Origin of the sequence: Pseudomonas sp. HN11 (assembly GCF_021390155.1) — a bacterium.
GTDB lineage: Bacteria > Pseudomonadota > Gammaproteobacteria > Pseudomonadales > Pseudomonadaceae > Aquipseudomonas.
The window spans coordinates 2,228,911-2,248,598 of sequence record NZ_CP089985.1 but is presented as its reverse complement, the minus strand read 5'-3'; the positions used below and the strand labels follow the sequence as shown (position 1 = coordinate 2,248,598).

14 protein-coding genes and 2 pseudogenes are annotated in these 19,688 nt (G+C 58.8%); 5 read left to right on the top strand and 11 right to left on the bottom strand.

Features of this window, described 5'->3' with window-relative positions:
* Nucleotides 1–69: 69 nt before the first annotated feature.
* The gene (locus tag LVW35_RS10460; RefSeq protein ID WP_233895313.1) at nt 70–726 is read left to right on the top strand and encodes a peroxiredoxin-like family protein; all 657 of its coding nucleotides are present in this window, start codon (nt 70–72) and stop codon (nt 724–726) included.
* A 150-nt stretch (nt 727–876) separates the two neighbouring features.
* Here the strand turns inward: LVW35_RS10460 and LVW35_RS10455 are convergent.
* The 3 genes and pseudogenes from LVW35_RS10455 to LVW35_RS10445 form a co-directional block, all read right to left on the bottom strand.
* A pseudogene (locus tag LVW35_RS10455) lies at nt 877–1,095 on the bottom strand (LysR family transcriptional regulator); the annotation flags it as partial.
* A 106-nt stretch (nt 1,096–1,201) separates the two neighbouring features.
* Nucleotides 1,202–1,924: an SDR family oxidoreductase gene (locus tag LVW35_RS10450; RefSeq protein WP_233895311.1), complete on the bottom strand. Its 723-nt coding sequence runs from the start codon at nt 1,922–1,924 to the stop codon at nt 1,202–1,204.
* A gap of 58 nt (nt 1,925–1,982) precedes the next feature.
* Nucleotides 1,983–2,537 (bottom strand): carboxymuconolactone decarboxylase family protein, encoded by a 555-nt coding sequence (locus LVW35_RS10445; protein WP_233895309.1) that lies wholly within the window; start codon nt 2,535–2,537, stop codon nt 1,983–1,985.
* 133 nt (nt 2,538–2,670) lie between these two features.
* Here LVW35_RS10445 and LVW35_RS29110 point away from each other — a divergent pair.
* Nucleotides 2,671–2,763: pseudogene (locus LVW35_RS29110) on the top strand (transposase domain-containing protein); the annotation flags it as partial.
* A 377-nt stretch (nt 2,764–3,140) separates the two neighbouring features.
* On the opposite strand, the gene LVW35_RS10435 reads toward LVW35_RS29110, so the two are convergent.
* From LVW35_RS10435 to vasI, 8 genes are all read right to left on the bottom strand, one after another.
* A complete protein-coding gene (locus LVW35_RS10435; RefSeq protein ID WP_233895307.1) occupies nt 3,141–4,463 on the bottom strand; it encodes a hypothetical protein in 1,323 nt (440 codons plus the stop codon).
* Between the two features lie 109 nt (nt 4,464–4,572).
* Entirely contained in the window at nt 4,573–5,601 is a 1,029-nt protein-coding gene (locus LVW35_RS10430; RefSeq protein ID WP_233895305.1) for a hypothetical protein, read from the bottom strand.
* 10 nt (nt 5,602–5,611) lie between these two features.
* On the bottom strand, nt 5,612–9,220 hold the full coding sequence (gene tssM, locus LVW35_RS10425) for a type VI secretion system membrane subunit TssM (protein WP_233895303.1): 3,609 nt from the start codon (nt 9,218–9,220) through the stop codon (nt 5,612–5,614).
* 88 nt (nt 9,221–9,308) lie between these two features.
* Entirely contained in the window at nt 9,309–10,541 is a 1,233-nt protein-coding gene (locus tag LVW35_RS10420) for a T6SS immunity protein Tli4 family protein (protein ID WP_233895301.1), read from the bottom strand.
* Nucleotides 10,529–12,325: an esterase/lipase family protein gene (locus LVW35_RS10415; protein ID WP_233895299.1), complete on the bottom strand. Its 1,797-nt coding sequence runs from the start codon at nt 12,323–12,325 to the stop codon at nt 10,529–10,531. Before LVW35_RS10415 ends, LVW35_RS10420 begins: the two co-directional genes overlap by 13 nt.
* A complete protein-coding gene (locus tag LVW35_RS10410) occupies nt 12,322–14,844 on the bottom strand; it encodes a type VI secretion system Vgr family protein (RefSeq protein ID WP_233895297.1) in 2,523 nt (840 codons plus the stop codon). The genes LVW35_RS10415 and LVW35_RS10410 overlap by 4 nt, the downstream gene beginning before the upstream one ends.
* Nucleotides 14,845–14,849: 5 nt before the next feature.
* Nucleotides 14,850–16,268, bottom strand: a complete 1,419-nt coding sequence (gene tssA, locus LVW35_RS10405; protein ID WP_233895295.1) for a type VI secretion system protein TssA — start codon at nt 16,266–16,268, stop codon at nt 14,850–14,852.
* Complete coding sequence (gene vasI, locus LVW35_RS10400; protein WP_233895294.1) at nt 16,256–16,918, bottom strand: type VI secretion system-associated protein VasI; 663 nt, start codon at nt 16,916–16,918, stop codon at nt 16,256–16,258. The genes tssA and vasI overlap by 13 nt, the downstream gene beginning before the upstream one ends.
* Before the next feature lie 335 nt (nt 16,919–17,253).
* Between vasI and tssB the strand changes: the two genes are divergently transcribed.
* Genes tssB through tssE form a run of 3 tightly spaced genes read left to right on the top strand, consistent with a single transcriptional unit; the run spans nt 17,254 to nt 19,681 of the window.
* Entirely contained in the window at nt 17,254–17,757 is a 504-nt protein-coding gene (gene tssB, locus LVW35_RS10395) for a type VI secretion system contractile sheath small subunit (protein WP_233895292.1), read from the top strand.
* 37 nt (nt 17,758–17,794) lie between these two features.
* Nucleotides 17,795–19,267 carry a type VI secretion system contractile sheath large subunit gene (gene tssC, locus LVW35_RS10390; protein ID WP_233896445.1) on the top strand — a complete coding sequence of 491 codons (1,473 nt, stop codon included), beginning with the start codon at nt 17,795–17,797 and terminating at the stop codon, nt 19,265–19,267.
* Complete coding sequence (tssE, locus tag LVW35_RS10385; RefSeq protein ID WP_233895290.1) at nt 19,268–19,681, top strand: type VI secretion system baseplate subunit TssE; 414 nt, start codon at nt 19,268–19,270, stop codon at nt 19,679–19,681. It abuts the gene before it with no gap.
* Nucleotides 19,682–19,688: the final 7 nt, after the last annotated feature.

The window sequence follows — 19,688 nt, the reverse complement described above, 5'->3', positions numbered from 1 at the left end:
GCTCTCTACTGGTGGGATTTCGATACCGCGATCATGAGCCTCGACAGATCAACCACCGAGGAAATATTCATGACCCTTCAAGCCAAACTGGATGCATTCAAGGCTGATTTCGTTGCCGGCAAGCCTCCATACAATGCCCCTGCGCCAGTACATGCTGTTATGCACCGCACCACCGCCGAACTGATCGCCAGTGGTCAAGCTGAGCGAGCGCTGAAGGCCGGCGACCTGGCGCCGGCGTTCAAACTGCCTGACGCTGAGGGGAACCTGGTGTCTTCAACAGAGTTGCTGTCACGCGGCCCGCTGGTGATCAGCTTCTATCGCGGGGTGTGGTGCCCGTACTGCAATATGGAGTTGCAAGCCTTGGAGCAAGCACTGCCGGTCTTTCAGGAAAGAGGTGCCAGCCTGGTCGCGATCTCGCCGCAGAGCCAGGCCAACAGCCGCAAATCGCAGCGCCAAAATGACCTGAACTTCCCCATCCTGAGTGATAGCGGTAATGAAGTGGCGGCCGCATTCGGCCTACGTTTCAAGCTGCCAGACTACCTAGCGGCACTCTATCTTAGCTTGGGCAACAACTTGCCGGTCATCAACGGTGATCAGAGCTGGACGTTGCCGATGCCAGGTCGTTTTGTCATCGGTCAAGACGGCATCATTCTGTATGCGGAGGTCAATCCGGACTACACGCTGCGTCCAGAGCCCACCGAGTTGCTGCCTGCATTGCGCGGTTGATATTGAACCTCTCAAGGCCTCCTTCGGGCGGCCTTGCTTATTGCTGACTCATCAATCCCTCGACGAAGTCGACAAATGCCCGCGCCTTGGCGCTCGCCAGGCGTCCTGTAGGAAATACCGCCCAAAGATCCAACGGCGGCAATTGCCATTGATGGCACGTTTGGCGCGCTCGTAGTAGGCCGTACCGGCCTCAGTCGGCGTGAGCCCGCGAGTGGAACGCAAAAGCAGGCAAACGCCAAGACGCTCTTCCAGTTGTGCAATGGATTTCGACACGGCGGGCTGGCCCAGGTTAAGACGCCGAGCCGCTGCTGAAAACGAACCTGCGTCGAGCACGCTGACGAAGGTTTCCATTGCAGCCAATCGATTCATCGTTGTTCCCTCTGAAACGGTTAGAAAAGACAAAAAGCGAGCGAAGCAGAGGCTTCGCTCGCAGCGAATGGCTTATCTCAACGCGGCGTGTACAAAGCAAGCCTGTCTAGAACGCAGCCTTGCCGATCGAAGCACCGCCATCGACAAACAATGTCTGGCCAGTAATGAAACCACTGCTCTCGGACAGCAGGAAAGTGATGGCTGCAGCGATCTCCTCTGGCTGGCCAAAGCGGCCAATAGGTACGCCAGAAAGGTAGCGGGCTTCTCCCTCGCTGCCAGGAGGGTTGTTCGCGCGGAACAATTCTGTTTCGGTCGGCCCTGGGGCAACGGCATTGACAGTGATGCCGGTCGTGGCCAATTCCAATGCCCAGGACCGGGTAAAACTGATCAGCGCAGCCTTGGCAGCGGCATAGGCCGTGCGATGAGTGATCCCGAGCACAGTAAGGCTGGAGATGTTGACGATTCGGCCCCACTGCCGCTCACGCATTCCCGGTAGAACGGCTTGAGTGGCCAGAATCGCTGAATGCAGATTCACGCGCATCACCGCATCGAAGTCGTCCAGATCCACCTCGCCCAGTAACTGCGGGTGAACCACGCCGACGTTATTCACAAGACCGTCGAAAGCATATTGCTCGGTTAGCCTTGTCAGGGTTTGCTCCGTCGCTGAGCGGTTCCCTAGGTCAACCGAGACCAACGTACCGGGGAAATCGATGTTCTCCACTTGGCGGGCAATGCCCACAACGCGGTGCCCCGCGTCCGCCAGCGTCCTGGCTAGCGCAAGGCCAATTCCTTTGCTCGCGCCCGTGATCAAAAAAGTCCGCATGTTCATGAGTGCTCCTGGCACCAGCCCGTATCAGGGCTGGCTGAATGTAGGTCGATAATAGCGTTTAGACCGGCTTAATCCATTCGTTACCGTTCATGAACGAGTCAAGCTGAGTGTGCACCAAGTGGTTGGTGTAGTTGCTCATGACCTTGGTGGCGACGCCCAATACCACTTCCAGCACGTTGCGGCGAGTAAAGCCGGCAGCGAGGAATGCTTCGATACGCGCATCACCGACGAAACCGCGATCACGCACGACCGCTGTTGTGAACACATGCAAAGCTTCCAGGCGGGCATCTGGAATAACACCACCGGCACGTAATGCCGCAATCACCTCAGGCGCCATTTCGATCATCTTGGCCAGAGCGGTATGCCCTGCCATGCAGTAGTGGCAATTGTTCTCGAAGTTGGAGGTGAGGTAGACAACCTGCTGTTCGTGCACAGTCAGAGTGCTCTTGCCAAACAGGTCCCAGAGTTGACTATAGCCGGCCAGCAACTCTGGCGATTCAGCCATATTGCCTTGCAGGTTGGGTACGAAGCTGAAGGCTTTCTGCACCGCTTCCAGAACAGGCTTGGAGGCAGCAGGGGCGGTATCGATGGTGTAACGAGTGAAAGTGGTCATCGCAGTTTTCCTTGAGTGGGTCGGCAAGAGCGCTGGAGCTATCTTGCGGTTCTCGGGAGGGTCGCGGAACGCAGGGGGCGGGCATATGACTCATGCTCGACTGGAATAAAGCGGATGCTGGAGCCAGCGAGTGCGTGCGGCGGCGCTGATGAGTTTGATCCTGTCGGCCAAGCTCAACGGGCACGATACGTATGCCTATCTGAAGGACGTTTTTACTCGCCTGCCCGGACGCTTACGTCGCTCACGCACTTGCTTTAGTGCTAACTTCAGGATAGGCACCGAAAGACATGCGCTGCTGACACCCTTCCCAGTAATAGCAAAACAGCCACAGCTTACTGCCCGCTCTGGCGACTCAAAGGGATAAGCCATCAACGTCGCAGAGGGTGTAGTTTTAGCGGTGATTAGGGCATGCCGAATGGTGAATTCCGAGAGTGGCAGGGTGAGCTCCTGTAAGAGAATCAGCACCTGATGCTCGCCTGGAGACCCGAGGGGAGCCAGTCATAATACGGACTCAAACGGGCCCGTAGATCTCAACTTCGCGAACTTCTTCCGATGATTGATCAAGCCACTACCCACAATGGCTCACCTGATGCCCTGCTACGCTCACGACCGCAGAGCACTACCAATTTCCTTAACCGCAAAGCCGACGTCATGCCCCGCACGAATCAGCTCCGCGAACCGAAACAATACTGATGGCCCGACGTCGTGCGCCAATGCGTTGGTCATTAATTCCCGTACCGGTTCGCAAAGCTCGGCTTCGACATTCGATGAACACTCCCTCCCGGTCAACCTGGCAAACAGGGACGAAACGGTTAATCCACTGGAGTCTTCATCAATTCCAAATACCTCGCCCAACACCATTCCCAATGTGCCAGCGGGCTGTAGCTCCGGGCGACTCCATGACTTGAGTTCTATTGACTCCCGTCGAGCTTTTTCCAAGTACCGTCGGATCTTCCCCGGGATGGTCGCTGCCGCCTTCTGGCGATTGTAATATTCGCGATTAGCCAAGCTGGCGGCGTCTCTGACGACCTTCCAGGCCACCGACCAAAGTTGCGAAACACTGTAGATTTCCAATGCTGAGCGCAGGCTGCTTTTGATTTCTTCAAATTCATGTTCAGACAGTGCATGGTTGTACAGATCGCATTGATCGGCCAAATAGCACATGACATCAGCAACTGAGTAATCAAGCCACAGGTTGAACAGTCCTTCGTTATCTGTGTATACCCTGTCCAATAGGCTGCGGATTACCTCTTCACCACTCCCTAATTTCGTATCCGGCGCCAAACGATAAGCTACCTGCGTATTCACCACCCATATCTCGTCCTGCTGCCAATAGTACGTGCCAGGCTTGGCTTTGTTCGGGTCTTCGAGGATCAGACCTGCCTCACGTAATTGACTCAAAAAGTCGCTAATGTATCTAGGTGCCAGCCCCCGGCAATCCCCTATCGTGAAACCACCATTGGTCAGCCTGGGCGTAATCGCCCTGTCCAGCGCCAACAAAAGTAAGACTTGACCATCCGCAATCCCAGCGTAATCCACGGTTCTAGACAGTTGATTCCTGAAATACTCTGCGAGTCGTCTTTCAAGCTCCTCCGCTTTCGCTTTTTTAACTTCCAACTCAATCGCATTGCGCTTGTCTTGGCAAAAAGTACAAAGTTTGGCCGAACGCTGAGGAACCTTTTTGGCCTCGGAGCGATTTCGGATTTCGATCAATTCTGCGCACTGCGGACAAACCTGGTTTTCATCAAATGCAGTGCATCGTTGCCGGATGAAGCTGGCGAGCGTAACGCCCTGAGGCATTTGAATAACATCAGCCAGAACGCTCACTTTTTCGAGGAATTGCCCTGACTCATCGACAGCCCAGTAACGCTCAATTAACGCTATTTCGTTCGGATGTTCAGTCAGCATTTGTAGCTTGATTGCCATGTATAGGGTCCTATTTCATCTGCGGGTAATTCAACTTCAGCTCTGGCTGATTCCTTTCTCGCTCATCCGGTGAACACAACTGCAGCGGTGTGTCTCACCTTCTCTTCTTTCAGAGTGTTGGTAGCCGTATTGCGTAATCCTTATCAACCTTCCCCACTGTCGCACCCGCCCCAGGGTTGACCATCGCAGGTCGCACCCAAATGGTCCGTTCCTCCAACCGCCGTATATGCCCGCGCCGCAGATGCGCGCGAGGCGAAGCATGTTGTCCGCCGCTACTTGAAGCGCCAGGCGCGCGTGGGGCGCTGACTTGGAGAACGCGATAGCTGAACAACGGCGGCTTGCCCTTGGCCTTGCGTTTGTGATTGATCAGTTTTGGCGCGGCGATTTCCGAGGTGGTGACATTAGCGCAGTTGAGCACCACCCCGGTTTGCAACAGCATGGACACTTCATCGCTCGTATCGGCCAAAATTCTCGCAGACACTTCGCTCTCCGAGGCTTGGGCCAGTGCATCGGCCGCCATTTCAGGGAGGACAAAGAATGGAGCCACTCGAAACTGCCGAAGCTGGCTTAGAGGAACTCCTGCGGCCAAATAGCGTTCGCACAGCAGTTGCACGGAGAGTTCTGCCTCGCCAGGGACGTAGTCACTGACTTCATTGTCATAGGGCACGAAAACACCGCCCAGGGGCAGATTCCATTTCCCCGTGTAATCGTCCCAGCACAGTGCAATCACCACTACCCCGCCGAGCGGCTCTTTCAAGAAGCAACGGGTATCCGGCAGCCAGATCGCGACTTCCGGTGTCATGACCAGGCACAGAGCAATGCGCCTGGATGAACGGATACCATCGTACTTGTCGCCGCCCGCACCGTCCGGCAATACCCACGGTGCTTCCAGGGCTACCACCGGATACGGCAACCGAGCCATGTCGACATGAGCCTGGCGCAGTTCGCGCATGTCAACCAGTTCCGCGCAGTTGGGGAGCAGAAACTTCACGCTCTCTCGCAGTTGCTTCACCACATACTTGAAGGCCATCCGTATACCGGGCATGTTCTTGAAGATATGTGGCAATGTCGCCTCCAACTGCTCCAATGCCTGGGTGGAATGGTTCAAGCTGCGGACATGATCGGGTCTCTCTGTCATGTCGACTTCCTCATCTTTGGCTGACCGTGTCGACAGTCTTTTTGCGACGTTCCTCCAGCAACGTCCTCGGCAACACAAACCCTTCAAAACTGCGCTGGGTAATCGGGTTGTTGGCCTTCTCCGCCCCAATCCGATAACGCATCAGTCCATCGGCAACGGCAAAGGTCAGGTCCACGCTGGTGTCGGTCCTTCCATTGAGGTGCCCGCGACTAAGCAGCCGGAACAACGACCATGGCCCGCGATAGCTCATGCTGGCGGTGTTGCCGGTGCTGTGTACCAGGGTCAGTTGGCTGCCATTGGTATTGCCCAGGCTGTTGGGCCACACCAGTCCCGTGCGTTGCGGTGCGCCGTGCTGGTAGGGGATCAATTGGCCGTCGACGCTGAGCATGCTGCTCAGGCGGGTGGCGCTGAGGGCCAGGGGTTCGATGGTGAGTTGTACGGCCAGGTGGCCGCGCTGGTTGAAGAAGGTGTCACGGATGCGCTCGACTTTCTTGAGTTGTTCCAGCACGTCGCTGCGCACTAGGTAGCCGCCGAGGCTGTCGGAGTACAGGGCGTCGAGGTTGTCCTTGAGGAACACGTTCAGGTATTGATCGTGGAACTGCTGCAGGCGCCCTTGCGGGCCGAAGAAGGCTTCGAAGTCTTCCAGCGAGGCGTCTTCGCCGCTGGCCTTGAACGGGTAGCGGCCTGCCAGGCGGTCGCGGTAGAAGCTGTAGATTTCACTGTCCCAGCGTTTTTCCAGTTCGCGCAGGGCGGCAATCACCAGTACCTGCGAGGTCTGGTCAGCGAGTTTTTTGACCTGCTGGTTCAGTGGCTCGGGCAGGCCCACGGCGACGCGTTGCAGGTTGGCGATGGGGTCGGCACCGCCCAGGGAGAAGCGGTTGAGTACGGTTTTCAGCGCCGCCTTGCCGGGGTCGGGATTGTCGTGCACGGCTTTGGCGTAGTCGTAGACGGCGCTGACCGAATGCAGGGTTTCTTCGTAATAGGACGGCTGCTCGCCTCGCGCGGTGATCAGTTCCGCCAGGCTGGAGAACGCGCGCCGGATGCCAGCGGCTTGTTGCTGGCCGTCCGATACCTTGTCCAGCGAGAGCGGCGCCTGCCCTTCGGCCAGGGGCACCGACGGGTAGATCACGCTGTTGTCGCGCAGGGTCTCCAGCAGGCGCCGCAGGGGGGCGGCCGGGCCGGTGACTTGTTCCAGGACAGCCACACCGTGGCTGAGGTCATCGAAATCGGTGACCGCAAACTGATTCAGTGCGCGTCGCCAGCTGTCGACGTAGTCGGCGCTGTACAGGGCGCGGATACGTTGGGTCAGCAATTTGCGGTCTTCGTCGGAGTAGTCCAGGCGTTGGCGTTCGCCGAGCACCCACTGGTCGATCATGGCCAGTTCGATGATGCCCTCGGTGCCGGGCTCGAAGTAGTCTTTGAAGCCCTTGGCGGTGAGCAGCGGCGGCAATTGCAGGCCGCTGCCCTCTTGGTCGGTGCTCAGTGGACGGTAGACGATATCGAACGCCGGACCTACTTCGTTGCGCAGGTCGAGAGGACGATGCAAACGTTCCAGAGCATCCTGTTTCAGGCTCATGTAGACCCGTTCAGCCATGGGCAACTGGCGCAATTGCTGTTGCACCTGGGTGATGCGTTCCCGGTAGTGCGGCAGGTCGGCGTCGGCGTATTTCAGCGCGTAGCCCAGATGCCCCATCAAATCAGCCTGCAGTTGGCCCTGGCCCGGATAGGCACGCTGCCACTGTTTGGCGACCCACTCTTCGACGATGGCCGGGCGGCGGTTTTGGCGTTCTTCGAGCATGCGGTAGACGCGCAAGGCCGCCAGTTGCTGATTGCTGCCGACGGGCGCGGTGTTGATGGCATCCAACACACCGCTGGCAATCGCCGGCAGGAAGCGTTTGGACAGCAGATTCAGATAGGCTTCATCCACCGTCGGGCCAATAGCCCTCCCCTGGTACAGGCCCATATCCGACAGCAACGGCCACGCCTCGCGGTAGTCGCCGTACACCAGCACCGCATCACGAATCTGGTCCAGCGGCACCAGCAGGTTGCGACCGGTGGTGTCGACCCTGGCGTCGATGTCCCGCCCACTGAAGTCCTGGCTCTTGGCCAAGACGCTGGCTGCCTTGTCGCGGTTGATGTTGAAGTAGAACTGCCAGGTTCCGATGACCACCAGAACGCCCAAGGACGCGACACTGAACCCGGCGATCAGCATCCGCCTCTTGTTGCGGGCCACCTTGATGTTATCGCCCGCCAGGCCCGCTTCGGGGTAGATCACCCGCTGGAACAATTGCTGGGCAAAGTAGATCGCCGTGCCTCCGGCCGGTTTGACCTCGGGTGGCGGTGGCGGCAGTTGATAGGCTTGCCCCGCTTCTTTCACGAAGGCGTTGCTCAAGGTGCCTTGCTGCAAGACCGAAGAGAAATACAGCCCGCGCACCAGCGCCGGAGTGGTGAAACGATCACTGCCGAGCATTTCGCTCAGGAAGCCGAACAGCGCCGGGCGTAGGCCCGCCATCTGATGCACCAGCGCCTGCAAGCGATCGCGTTCGGTCAATGTACGCGACTCACCGGCGCCGTCGAAAATCTGTTCGCTCAGGCAGACGACAAAGGTTTGGTATTGGCGGGTCAGCTCCGCCAGCCAGGCATCGAAGTCATCCACCGCGTCCAGACTGAAGGTGAAGCCCAGCAGGTCTTCACGCCCACTGCGCGACAACCGGGCGAAGAACTCTTCGAAGCCTTCCAGCAGGTCAAACTTGCTCAGCGTCACGTACACCGGCAGGCGCGTGCCCAATTGCCGCGTCAGCTCAAACAGCCGGGTGCGCAGCAGGTTGGCGTGGGCCTTGCGTTGTTCGGGACGTTGCGCCAATAACGCCTGCACATCGATCACCAGCACCACACCGTTCAATGCCCGACGGCTGCGGTTGCGTGCCAGCCAATCGAGCAGGTGTCGCCATAGACGCGGGTGGGTGCCGGCGGGCAGTATCGGTTTGACCTTGCCCTGCTGCTCGACGCTATCAGCCGTTGGCTCCGGATGACTGAGAAACTCACCCGGCGGATCGATCAATACCGCCTCGTCACCAATCCACCAGTCCACCGGATAGGCCAGTTGCTCTTCCTGATGCGTCCTGACCCCAGCCTTGGTCACATGGGACAAGGCAAAACTCTGGTTGGAGCGGGTGATCAGGCTGGTCTTGCCGGCATTTTCCTCACCCAGCACCAGGTACCACGGCAGCTGATAGAGCGAGCGGCGGCGCTCCATATTGTTGAGCAAATTGCCCAGGCTGCGGTCCAGTGCTCGCTCCTGCGCCTCGATATAAGACAGGCACGGGTCGGCCTGCATCGCGGCCTCATGTTGGCGTTCAAGCTGCAGCCGCTGGTAGCGATTACGCACCCGCCATGCCCAGATCAGCAACGGCACCACCAGCACCACGACACTGGCCGAGACGCGCATCGCCAATTCACCCAGCGGGTGATGCTCGCGCCAGGTCCACTGCGGGCCCAGCCACCAGATGGCGATCAGCAAAAACACCACGCCCAGCAGCACCAGTATGGGCACCGCCTGGTTGAACTGACGCAGCACCGGCAGGCCCCAGCGTTTGAGGTAACTCCAGACCGTTTTCATGAATCGCTCCTAGCGTATTTGTTGTGTTCGTTGCCCATGGACAGGATGAACATGCCCCCCTTCGCTCTCGCTAAAGCCCCTTCCGTTGTCATGGCTTGCGCGCCTCAAGGCTGGCAATGAACTCATCAAGGATGCGTTTGCTTTCGGCGGCGTCTTCGGGCGTAGGTCCACGGGGGTTGAACCACGGGTCTGGCTTGGGTGCGACCGCGCCGTAGCGGATACGCACGGACTTGAGGATCGCGTCCCAGACGGCCATGGCTTCGTAGTCGGTTAGAGACGGGTTGACGGGGTCCGGTGTAGCGGGTTGTTGCCAGAGTGGCAGTTCATAACCTTTGTTGGCGAACTCGGGGAGGGTCCAGCGCACGAGGTCTTCTGGTTCGTTAGGGTCAATGGTGCCTGCTTTCATGCCACCAGCCGAAAGACGGACACTCATTGCTGGACGGCTTAGGGAAGGATTGTCGCGATAGTTCTCGCTGACAAAGAGTATTTGACGGTGAGTATCGTCACTGAAGCTGATCAGGGACTCTTCGGCCTGCATGTCAGCCAGAGTGATTTTCCCAGCGCGCAAATTTTCATAGTCGCCAGCGAGGAAAATCTTCGTATCTTTTTGCGTGCGGACGTGCAAACGCTCTTCATCATCCGGTGATAACGCATTGATGTAGACCTCCAGCGATACGTCAGACGCAGGGGGACTAAAATCGAAGCTGGCGATTTCCTGATCGTGATGACTTCGGATCACAATGGGGCCCAAGGCGAAGCCCACTCCTGCGTTCTCCGGTGCAACTTTGAAGATTTCCCTGGATAGCTTTAGCAGGCGTACCTCAACTGGGGCGGTATTGCCTTTGAAGGAATCGGCACGGAGCATGACGTAGGCATCATCGACAAGAAGATGGAGTTCGTGGACGAAGGTTTGGCGCTGAGTCATGCGCATGTAGTACTGCAACATGACACTTTTCGGTGTCTCTACCTGGGCCGAAACCAACATCGGTATATCGTCCATTTCATCGTTCTTGACCGCCGCGATCCGACTGGCCCGCTCGCGTATAGCTGCGTCAAACCGCTCTTGTGTCACGCCCTCCCCCAATACACGCACCTCTACCGATGTGTGATCGGCGCCAAGCCCGTAATACAGCTTCACATCCCCGCCGCCCGTCCAGTTGGCGGGCAGATCAATCAGGCCACGGCCCAGCGCCCAGGTACGCATGTTACTGGTCATTTCGCTCACGTTGTGTTTCTCCTGTTCGCTGGGTTGTTTGAAGGCGGCACAGCCGGTGAGAGAGCCCAGTACCAGGCATGCAAAAAAAAGAATCAGCTGACGCATAGGGGCCTCTTGGCTTTTGCCGCTATTTTGATAAGCGAATAAAGGGTGAAATGTTGCGCTACCGGGCTGGCATAGGAGGTTTCATGATCGAAGCCAGGCGCCTTGATTTGCTGGCGAACCTCGCCATTGCGCGCATGTTTGATCGGCGCGCTGCCCGAACTTACCGGGACGGTGCCGTCGCCGGAGCCGTCCTGCATTTGACAGTGCAATTCCCAGTAACTGGTCTGCACGGTTTTGATCGGCGCATCAGGATCACCACGCATTGGCGGCACGGCTTCGGCTTGCCCGCCCACATACACAGGGCTGCGGCCGTCGTCGCGCACCTCATTCATCTGCAGGCTGGACACCGCGAAGGCATCTGGCCGTGAGGCGTGGGGGCCACTAAGGCGAGAACCACGCTGCATTTTCCATGTGATGGATTCGAAGCTGCGGTGTTTATCGTCGTTGCCGTAGTAGACATAGGTTTGAGGGTGATAGAAGCCCGCGATTGCTAGGTGGAACTGCTTCGCTTCCGATATGTTTTCCTCAAAAATCTCCCACGTGATCGCACCCCCATCCTTCGGTGCCAACCATTCTTCGCGCAATAACCCCCACCACCGGTCGCGGCGTAAATAGATCTCGTCGTAAGGATCTTTCACGGGCTGGCGCGGCATCGCCGAAACGCCTTGGTCGTCAATCAGCCGCAGCCAACCTGGGGCGTAATTTTGGGTGGGCAGCAATTGCAGGGCACCGGGAGCCTGCGCAAACACGGCGGTCACTTCCTGGCCAGTCGGGCCAATCACCGCACCGGCAATGGGATCTTCGTCGCTCATGCCGACCTTGCAACGGCGATAAGCAACCGGTGCCCCAGTGGCGGGCATTACCCCATGCACGACACCGGCAATTTTGTCGGTCATACCGGGCAACTGGGCACACCGACGCGCCACCAATCCGCCCATGGAACGAGTGACGAGTATCACCTGCTGACAGTTGCGACCGTATTGGTGCATCAGTTCGTCAATGCGTTCGGCCAGACGCTGTGCTGCGACCTTGTTGGAGTCCAGCCAGTTATAACCACAAGCATGCACCGGCATTCGGTAACCAGCTCGCGCCACCAGCTCATCCGAGAGAATCGATTGCAACTGAGTCGCCAAGGTCACGCCCAACCCTGGCATGGCGATGGGTATTCCGGGTTTTAACCGGGTGATGTGAGTCGGCCCAGGCTCGACCGCGACGGTATGCAGATGCTCCGGCCGAATGTCGAATTGTGGCCATCGATGGGGCAGGAATTCGCTATTGAGCGCCTCCTCCAACGAGAGCAGGAAAGCGTGATAGCTGGTTTCACTGACCTCTCCCCAACCGCGCTCTTGATAGCGTTTGCTCAGGGCAAGAATGGTCTTTTTCCTGTCCAACCCTGGCGACGCCAATACCGTGCCGGCAGCTCGTTCAGGCACCGCGCCTTGGTTGTCGACTTCCACCCTACCCGGGTGCAACAGCTTTTGCCGGATACCGGCTTTTTTATTGATCCAATTCAAGGCAAGCCACATATTCTTGCCCATGAATCCCGCGTCCAGGCGCCAGACGGGAACGGCCTTTTCCTTTTTATTGCGCTTGTCCGGCTTACTCTTCAAATTCGACCCCATAATCCCCGGCACAAATATCACCGGCAAAATCCCATCCGGCGGCAATATGCACTGCACCGGGTCGGTGATATGGCTGGGTGTCAGGGTCCAGGTATGCACCGGGTTGCCCCGGGCGTTGTAGGTCATGGGCGCAATACGCGGCGCCGATGGGCTTTCGGTCATGCGGGTTCTCCGTTATCAAGCCATTCCAGTACCAGCCCTTCGAGCGTCATGCCCTGTTGCAAGGTGACGTAGCCTTCCCCGTCGGTTCGGCCCTCGAAACGTGCACCGTCTTTGCGAATCAAGGCGTAGGCACGGTCGCGGATGGGATCACCGTTGGTGAAGCGGGTTTGAAAGCGTTCGTTGAAAGAGGTGACAGGCCAACTATTGAGCTCGGCTGCGGCAGTGCTTGGATCAATGAAGTATTTGTTCGCGGCCTTCACCGTAAAATCACCGGGCATGCCCAGCTCGATATTGCCGCCCTGCATCTTGATATAGGCCCCGCCGCACAACAGGGTGATGTGCTTGTCCGCCGCTACCAGCACGTGCTGTTGGCTGGCGCTGATTTCGACGCTTTGGTCGGCTTGCACCTGGATGCTGTTGTGTTGGGCTTGCAGCAAAAGCTGACCGTTATGTGCGATGTGCCGCATGTCGCCGCCTTGGGCGAACAGCCCAATTTCTTCACCCGCATTGATCACCACTTTTTTGCCAGCGGTGAGTTGCTGGTTTTGTTGGGCCACGCTGTCAATATGCTCACCTGCGCCCAGGGCGATACTGCGGGAAGTCGCGGCGGCGATGCCGGCTGGTCCACTTAGCGCGATGATGGGGTGCGTGCCATTACCGGTGCCATTGGGTTGATCATTAGCACCATGACCCAGTCCATTCACTGCCTGAGTCAGAGCCTGTTGCGGTTGTGAGTCCTGGGCAATTCCCTGGGCATTTTCGGCAGAGGCTCCCAACTGCCTGGCCAACGTCAGGGCAGCTTGCAACACATCAATCACCTGCTGGCGCTCCAACTGTCCCGCCCCGGCCTTGAATTGAGCTTCAGCGGTCAGCAATAAACCTTTTGCTGCGCGCAACGCACCGTGACCATCGGTGCGCAACTCAAACCCCTCGCCCCTAGGTTTGCCGCCACCATGGTGGCGTGGATGGGTGAGGTAACCGAGGTGCAGCGCGCTATGCTCATGGTCACTCATCAACGCCGCGCTGATCTGCGCGGTGGTGTCGTCGATACGCAACTCGTTGGCCCGCGTCCCCCCGAACTCGCGGCTTTTGGTGGTTGCTATAGCCTTCAGCTTGGGTAGCTCATAGGGCGGCAAATTGGTTTGCCGGTACGCTCGCCCGGTGGCAATCGGCTGGTCTGGATCACCGTCCAGGTAGCTGATAATCAGCTCCTGGCCGACTCGGGGGATCGCCACTGCCCCCCAAGTCGCGCCTGCCCAACCTTGAGCTACACGGATCCAGCACGAACTCTGGTCGTTGTTTTTGTCCGAGCGGTCCCACGGGAACTGTACCTTGACCCGACCCCATTCATCGCAATAGATCTCTTCCCCAGGCGGGCCGACCACCGTGGCGATCTGCGGGCCGTCGATGCAGGGTTTGTCATGCAGCGGAGCTTTCCAATCCGAGGTCCAGCGGATGGCGCTGGCTTCCAGCGTGTAAGAGGTGCCGAGGCCGCTACCGAACGATTCTTCCTGCAAACTGGTGTGCTGTTTGCCTTCGTGCTTGATGGCGATGGTGCGCCAGCGATCATTGAAGTCCTCACGTGGATGATCGTTGAGGTCGAATGCCAACCCAGGTTGCAGACGTTCATCATCACCTTCCAGATGCGCCAGCTTGGCGTCATTGCGAAGGGCCGCAAGCCGGGTCTTGGTAAAGGGCTTACCGGCGATATCGCGCTTGTAGCGGCCGGGGTAGTCGTAGCGTTCGTAACCCTTGTGTTGGTTGTTCAGGTCCTGATCGCCGGTGGCAGTGTGCTGCTGGTTGTAGCGCGGGTGGGTGAAGGTGTAGTCGCGTTGCACCTGCACGGCAGTGCGCACTTGTTCGGTGTAGTGGAAGCGGTTCAGTGCCGGTTCCAGGGCGTCGCCGCCACCCATGGGCTGGTAGATCACCGGGCAATCGGTGTGCGTGCCGATGGTGCCCAGGCCGCCGACGCGGTCGGTGAGGACGAGGGTGTGGCCGTCGGCGCGGTGTTCGAAGGTGTAAAGCAGACCCTCTTCGGCGGCGAGGCGGGCGATGAAATCGAGGTCGGTTTCACCGGCTTGTACGCAGTATTCGCGGGGCTGGTGGTCGAAGCAGATTTCAGTGCGGATGTCGGTCAGCTTTTGCTCGACCAGGACACTGGTGATGATGTCGGGTACGGTCTGGCCCTGGAAGATGCGCCAGTTGGAGCGCAGGTCGAAGCGTTTTAGAGTCGGTTCGACCACGGCGGTGTAGCGGGTGCGGCGGAAGCCGGTGTCGCCCTGTTGGAACAGGCTGACCAGGCCGTGAACGTAACGTACCGGAGCCTCTCCACGCCAGAGGGTGAATAGCCCCGCCAGATCGAGCACCCGATTGAAGTCGACAGCGGCGTTGTGGCTGACCAGCTCCAGTTCAAGTTTGAAGGGGCAGGACAGGCCTTCCACAAGGGAGAATGAAACCACATCGAAAGGATCGCCCTTCAAGGGCTCAAAGGTGAAGCGCAGGTCGCTTTGGCGGGGCATTGTGGCTAGTCCTTACGTTCACTATCAATAATTGCGACCCTTTGATACAACTCCGGCTCCCAGCCCTGCGCCGTGGTATCGCGCATCAGCCGCGCAACGCTGGCGTACAGGTCGTCCGCCAGCCACGACAGCCCACGCGAGGCCAGCAGGTCGGCGGCAATCACCGTGGCGTAGCTGCGCTGGCGCGGGGCGTCATGGGTGGCATGCAGATCCTGCAGGCGCAGCAGCACCACTTCGACGCCTTCGGTGTTGAGTTGGGTGGTGAGTTCGTCGCGCAGGCCGGCGTATTCCTGCATCAGGCTGCCGGTGGTTTGCGCCTGATCGGCGCCGGTGATCCAGGCCTGGGTTTGCGTATCAACGAACGGCGTGCCATCGCTGAAACACAGCTCCAGCAGGGCCGGCAGGCGGCAGACGAACCGCTCGCAGGTCTGGCGAATGGCGCCGGCCACTTCTTCCATCGCCAGGCGCGAGGCGACCTGGGCGGCCAGGTAACTGCCGCGCAGCCAGTACGGCGAGGCGCAGACACTTTTTTCGATGCGCAGCAGCAGGTTCGGCTCAATGGCGTTGTGGTTCAGCGCGTCCTGGTAGCCGTCGACGATGTCCTTGGGCACGGCGGTCAATTCGGTGCGGCGGTCGCGAGTGATGAGCGGCGCGGTACGCAGATGCGACCACAGGCCGAAGCGTCGCAGTTGGTAGCCGGTGGGGTCGTAGGGGTCTTGCTGGTTGATCTGCTCGGCCATGTTCAACACGGCGCGGCGTTGTTCGCGCTCATTGCTCGGCGCTTGCGGTTTGGGGCTGGGGAAAAAGGCTGACTCCAGCGCGTTGCCGGAGGTGGCCGCACGGGTCGGCTCAGTGGCGACGACCGGCTCGCTGTATTTGTCCAGTTGGCGTTGCAACGCGTCCAACGGTGCGGGGTCGAGCTTGGCGCTTTCGGCACAGCGTTGCAGATTGGCCAGGGCCAGTTCCGCTGCGGCTTGATAGGCCGGTTCAAAACTGCTGCGTTCCAGAGTTGGCAACACCTGCCCCAGGTCGCCCAACAGGCGCTGTACCTGCTTGCGTTTGTTCAGGTAGCCGGTGGGGCCGGGCTTGGGGTAGGCACTGTCCCAATACAGTTCGACCATGCCGGCTATCAGGCCCAGGGCATCGGCCCAGCGCGCCCATTGACGAGTGCGCAGCCATACCACTTGCAAGTGGCCGAGGATACGCCAGTGCTTGCACTGGATCGCCAGGTATTGACGGGAGGCTTCGTCAATATACAGCCAGTCGATGTCGCCTTCGCGCAGGCCGCCGAGCTTGACCATTTCCTGGTCGATGGCCTGGTAGGTTTCGTCCTCGACATCGAAATGGCCAGCGGGTTGCTCGGGCTCGATGGGGGTCAGCAGCAGCTTGACGCTGTCCGCCGGCACGTCGATCACCAGCGACATACTTGGCGCTCCTGCTCAATCAGTTCGCCCAGCCCTTCAGCGTCGAAGACCAAGCCGTGCAACCGGGGATAGTCACTCTCCAGCCGCAGGCGCTGGCCGCCGCCCATGTTGCGCAACAAGGCAATGGCCTGCAGCCCGCGCCCGGCATCCACCACCAGACCGGCGTCGTCCAACACCTGCCACTGGTAGGCCTCGGAGACCGGGCGCTCATCCTTGAACAGCTGTATGCGTATCTTGTTGGGCTTGGCCGGTTCATCCAGCACCAGTTGCAGGCGCGAGATTTTCGATTCGCAGCTGATGGCCAGATAAGGCCGGGGCGGCAACGCGCCCAAGGCTGGGGCGGAGATCACCAGGCGGTGTTGCTGGTCGTTGTCCGGCTCTGGGAATGATGACAACAGAAAACGCTGATCCTCGGGCGGACGCTTGGCCTCATTGCGTTGCACCAGATCGACAATCGGCAATACCCGGCCAAGTGCACGCGGCGGCGCCGGTGTGTGATGGATAGGTGTACCGGCGGCTAAATCAAAACATTCCAGGCGCTTCAAGGGCGAGACGATGGCAGGGCAATCCTGAGTTGCTGCCTGCGCGTCCATTACCGCCACAACCGTCAAGCAGAACGCCCATTTCCATCCTCGCCATCCGTCGCGCATCAACGCCTCCTGATATGCCTCACCGAAATCCGAACCGGATATTTTTCAACTTTCGAACTAACGTTGCTTAGCCAGAAAGTTGCTTTCACAACTTCACGAGCGTCACCTGAGTTCAATGAGCCAGGCAAGTAAAAAATGAACAACCCACCGCCAAAACATGAATAAAAAGAAGCCTCTCTCAGACACATCCATAAAACCCGTAGGAAAAATAGAAACACCCTTTTAGGCATAATTTCCTACATCCAACACCCACGAATCGCGTCCATTTCGTCCTACAAGACAAACCTTGCAACAGCTGGTTCTAATACGCCGACCTTCCGAAAAGGATTTTTCCCATGTCGAAAACTCAGGGTTCTGTCGCCCCCAAAGAACGCGTCAACATCAAGTACGTCCCGGCCACGGGCGATCAACAGGCCGAAGTTGAGCTGCCCCTGAAGTTGTTGATAACGGGCGACTTCAAAGGCCACGGTGAACTAACCGCCCTGGAAGACAGACAATCCGTTCGAATAGATAAAGACACCTTCAATGAAGTTCTGACCAAAGCCGAAGTTGCTCTGGATATGGCGGTCCCGTCTGTCTTGAACAACGATCACGACACCGACTTGAACGTGCAACTTCAATTCAAAAACATCAATGACTTCGGCCCCGACGCCGTCGCCCGCCAAGTGCCCGAATTGAATAAGTTGCTGGAGTTACGCGAAGCCTTAGTTGCACTAAAAGGCCCCATGGGCAACGTCCCGGCCTTTCGCAAACACCTGCAAAACCTGCTGACCGATGAAACCGCCCGCCAACGCCTGGCCAGCGAACTCAACTTGGTGCTCGACGCGCCAAGCAACTGATTTGAACGCCCTTCTCAACGGAGTATTCCCCATGCCTATGGAAAGCGCCGCCGCCCAAGTATTGGTGGCTGACGAACCCACGTCGTTGCTTGACCAACTGCTGGCCAACACCACCATTCGCCCGTCCCAGGAAGGCTATGCCGTTGCCCGCCAAGGCGTGGCTGCGTTCATCAGCGAGATCCTGCAAAGCGGCGATCACCAGCAGCCGGTGAACAAGCACCGGGTCGACCAGATGATTGCCGAAATCGACCGGGCGCTGAGCAAGCAGATGGACGTGATTCTGCATCAGCCGCAGTTCCAGCAACTGGAGTCGGCGTGGCGCGGCCTGAAGCTGCTGGTGGATCGCACGGATTTTCGCGAGAACATCAAGCTGGAAATGCTGCACGTCACCAAAGAAGAACTGCTGGACGACTTCGACAATGCCGGCGACATCACCCGCAGCGGCTTGTACAAGCACGTCTACACCGCCGGTTACGGGCAGTTTGGCGGTGAGCCGGTGGGCGCCATCGTCGGCAATTACACCTTTGGCCCCAGCTCGCCGGACATCAAGCTGCTCAGCTATGTGGCCTCCGTCGGTGCGATGTCCCACGCGCCGTTTGTTTCGGCAGCCGGGCCTGAGCTGTTCAACCTCGAAGGGTTCCAGGGCCTGCCCGACCTCAAGGAAGTCAGCGACATTTTCGAAGGCCCACGCCACACCAAATGGCGCAGCCTGCGCGAGTCCGAAGACGCCCGCCACCTGGCTCTGACCCTGCCACGCTTCTTGCTGCGCACGCCGTACAGCACCGAAGACAATTCAACGCGCAGCTTCGGCTATGACGAAACCGTCGACGGCAACCACGACAACTACCTATGGGGCAATACCGCGTTTCTGCTGGCTTCGCGCATCACCGACAGCTTCGCCCGCTACCGCTGGTGTCCGAACATCATCGGCCCGCAATCCGGCGGTGCGGTGGATGACCTGCCGGTGCACCTGTACGAATCCCTCGGCCAATTGCAGGCCAAGATCCCTACCGAAGTGCTGATCTCCGACCGCAAGGAATTCGAGCTGGCCGAGGCTGGTTTCATCCCGCTGACCATGCGTAAGGACAGCGACAATGCGGCGTTCTTCTCCGCCAATTCGGTGCAGAAACCCAAGAACTTCCCCAAGACCCGCGAAGGCCAGGAAGCCCAGACCAACTACAAGCTCGGCACCCAGTTGCCGTACCTGTTTATCGTCAATCGCCTGGCCCATTACATCAAGGTGCTGCAACGCGAGCAGATCGGCAGTTGGAAAGAACGTCAGGATCTGGAGCGCGAGCTGAACACCTGGCTCAAGCAGTACATCGCCGACCAGGAAAATCCTTCCTCCGATGTACGCAGCCGTCGCCCCTTGCGCGCCGCGCAAATTGTCGTGCAGGACGTGGCCGGCGATCCGGGCTGGTACCAGGTGTCGTTGGCAGTACGCCCGCACTTCAAGTACATGGGCGCCAACTTCGAGATCTCGCTGGTCGGTCGGCTGGACACCCAATAAGTGGGCCGCAGCCTGTTCGAACGCCTGGAGCCCGATGCACCGCGCTACTACCCCGGCAGCGCGGATGAACAGGCGCGCCAGCGTGTCGAGGCGATCAAACGTCACCTGGAACACGTACTCAACTCACGCCAGGGCTGCTCACAAAGCAGCCCTGAACTGGGCCTGCGCGACTTCAACGGGGTCACCCAGGCCAGCAGTGATTTGGTAGTGGCCATCAGCGCCGATATCCGGCGCTCGGTGGAAGCGTTTGAACCGCGCATCAAGGTCACGGGCGTGCGTTATCAGCCCGACTCGGACCTGCCGCTGGAGCTGAACTTTCGCCTGGATTGCCAGGTGCGAGTCAATCACAAGGAAGAACAGGTGCAGATCGAGGTGGCCATGCATGGCCGCGACGGCTACACCCGCGTGAGATGAGGATGCG

Excerpts from the sequence above, each read along its gene's own strand:
- tssB (WP_233895292.1), top strand. The coding sequence starts at position 17,254 with ATGTCGAAAACTCAGGGTTCTGTCGCCCCCAAAGAACGCGTCAACATC.
- LVW35_RS10410 (WP_233895297.1), bottom strand. The coding sequence starts at position 14,844 with ATGCCCCGCCAAAGCGACCTGCGCTTCACCTTTGAGCCCTTGAAGGGC.
- tssA (WP_233895295.1), bottom strand. The coding sequence starts at position 16,268 with ATGTCGCTGGTGATCGACGTGCCGGCGGACAGCGTCAAGCTGCTGCTG.
- LVW35_RS10420 (WP_233895301.1), bottom strand. The coding sequence starts at position 10,541 with ATGCGTCAGCTGATTCTTTTTTTTGCATGCCTGGTACTGGGCTCTCTC.
- LVW35_RS10460 (WP_233895313.1), top strand. The coding sequence starts at position 70 with ATGACCCTTCAAGCCAAACTGGATGCATTCAAGGCTGATTTCGTTGCC.
- LVW35_RS10415 (WP_233895299.1), bottom strand. The coding sequence starts at position 12,325 with ATGACCGAAAGCCCATCGGCGCCGCGTATTGCGCCCATGACCTACAAC.
- LVW35_RS10445 (WP_233895309.1), bottom strand. The coding sequence starts at position 2,537 with ATGACCACTTTCACTCGTTACACCATCGATACCGCCCCTGCTGCCTCC.
- tssC (WP_233896445.1), top strand. The coding sequence starts at position 17,795 with ATGGAAAGCGCCGCCGCCCAAGTATTGGTGGCTGACGAACCCACGTCG.
- LVW35_RS10435 (WP_233895307.1), bottom strand. The coding sequence starts at position 4,463 with ATGGCAATCAAGCTACAAATGCTGACTGAACATCCGAACGAAATAGCG.
- vasI (WP_233895294.1), bottom strand. The coding sequence starts at position 16,918 with ATGCGCGACGGATGGCGAGGATGGAAATGGGCGTTCTGCTTGACGGTT.
- LVW35_RS10450 (WP_233895311.1), bottom strand. The coding sequence starts at position 1,924 with ATGAACATGCGGACTTTTTTGATCACGGGCGCGAGCAAAGGAATTGGC.
- LVW35_RS10430 (WP_233895305.1), bottom strand. The coding sequence starts at position 5,601 with ATGACAGAGAGACCCGATCATGTCCGCAGCTTGAACCATTCCACCCAG.
- tssM (WP_233895303.1), bottom strand. The coding sequence starts at position 9,220 with ATGAAAACGGTCTGGAGTTACCTCAAACGCTGGGGCCTGCCGGTGCTG.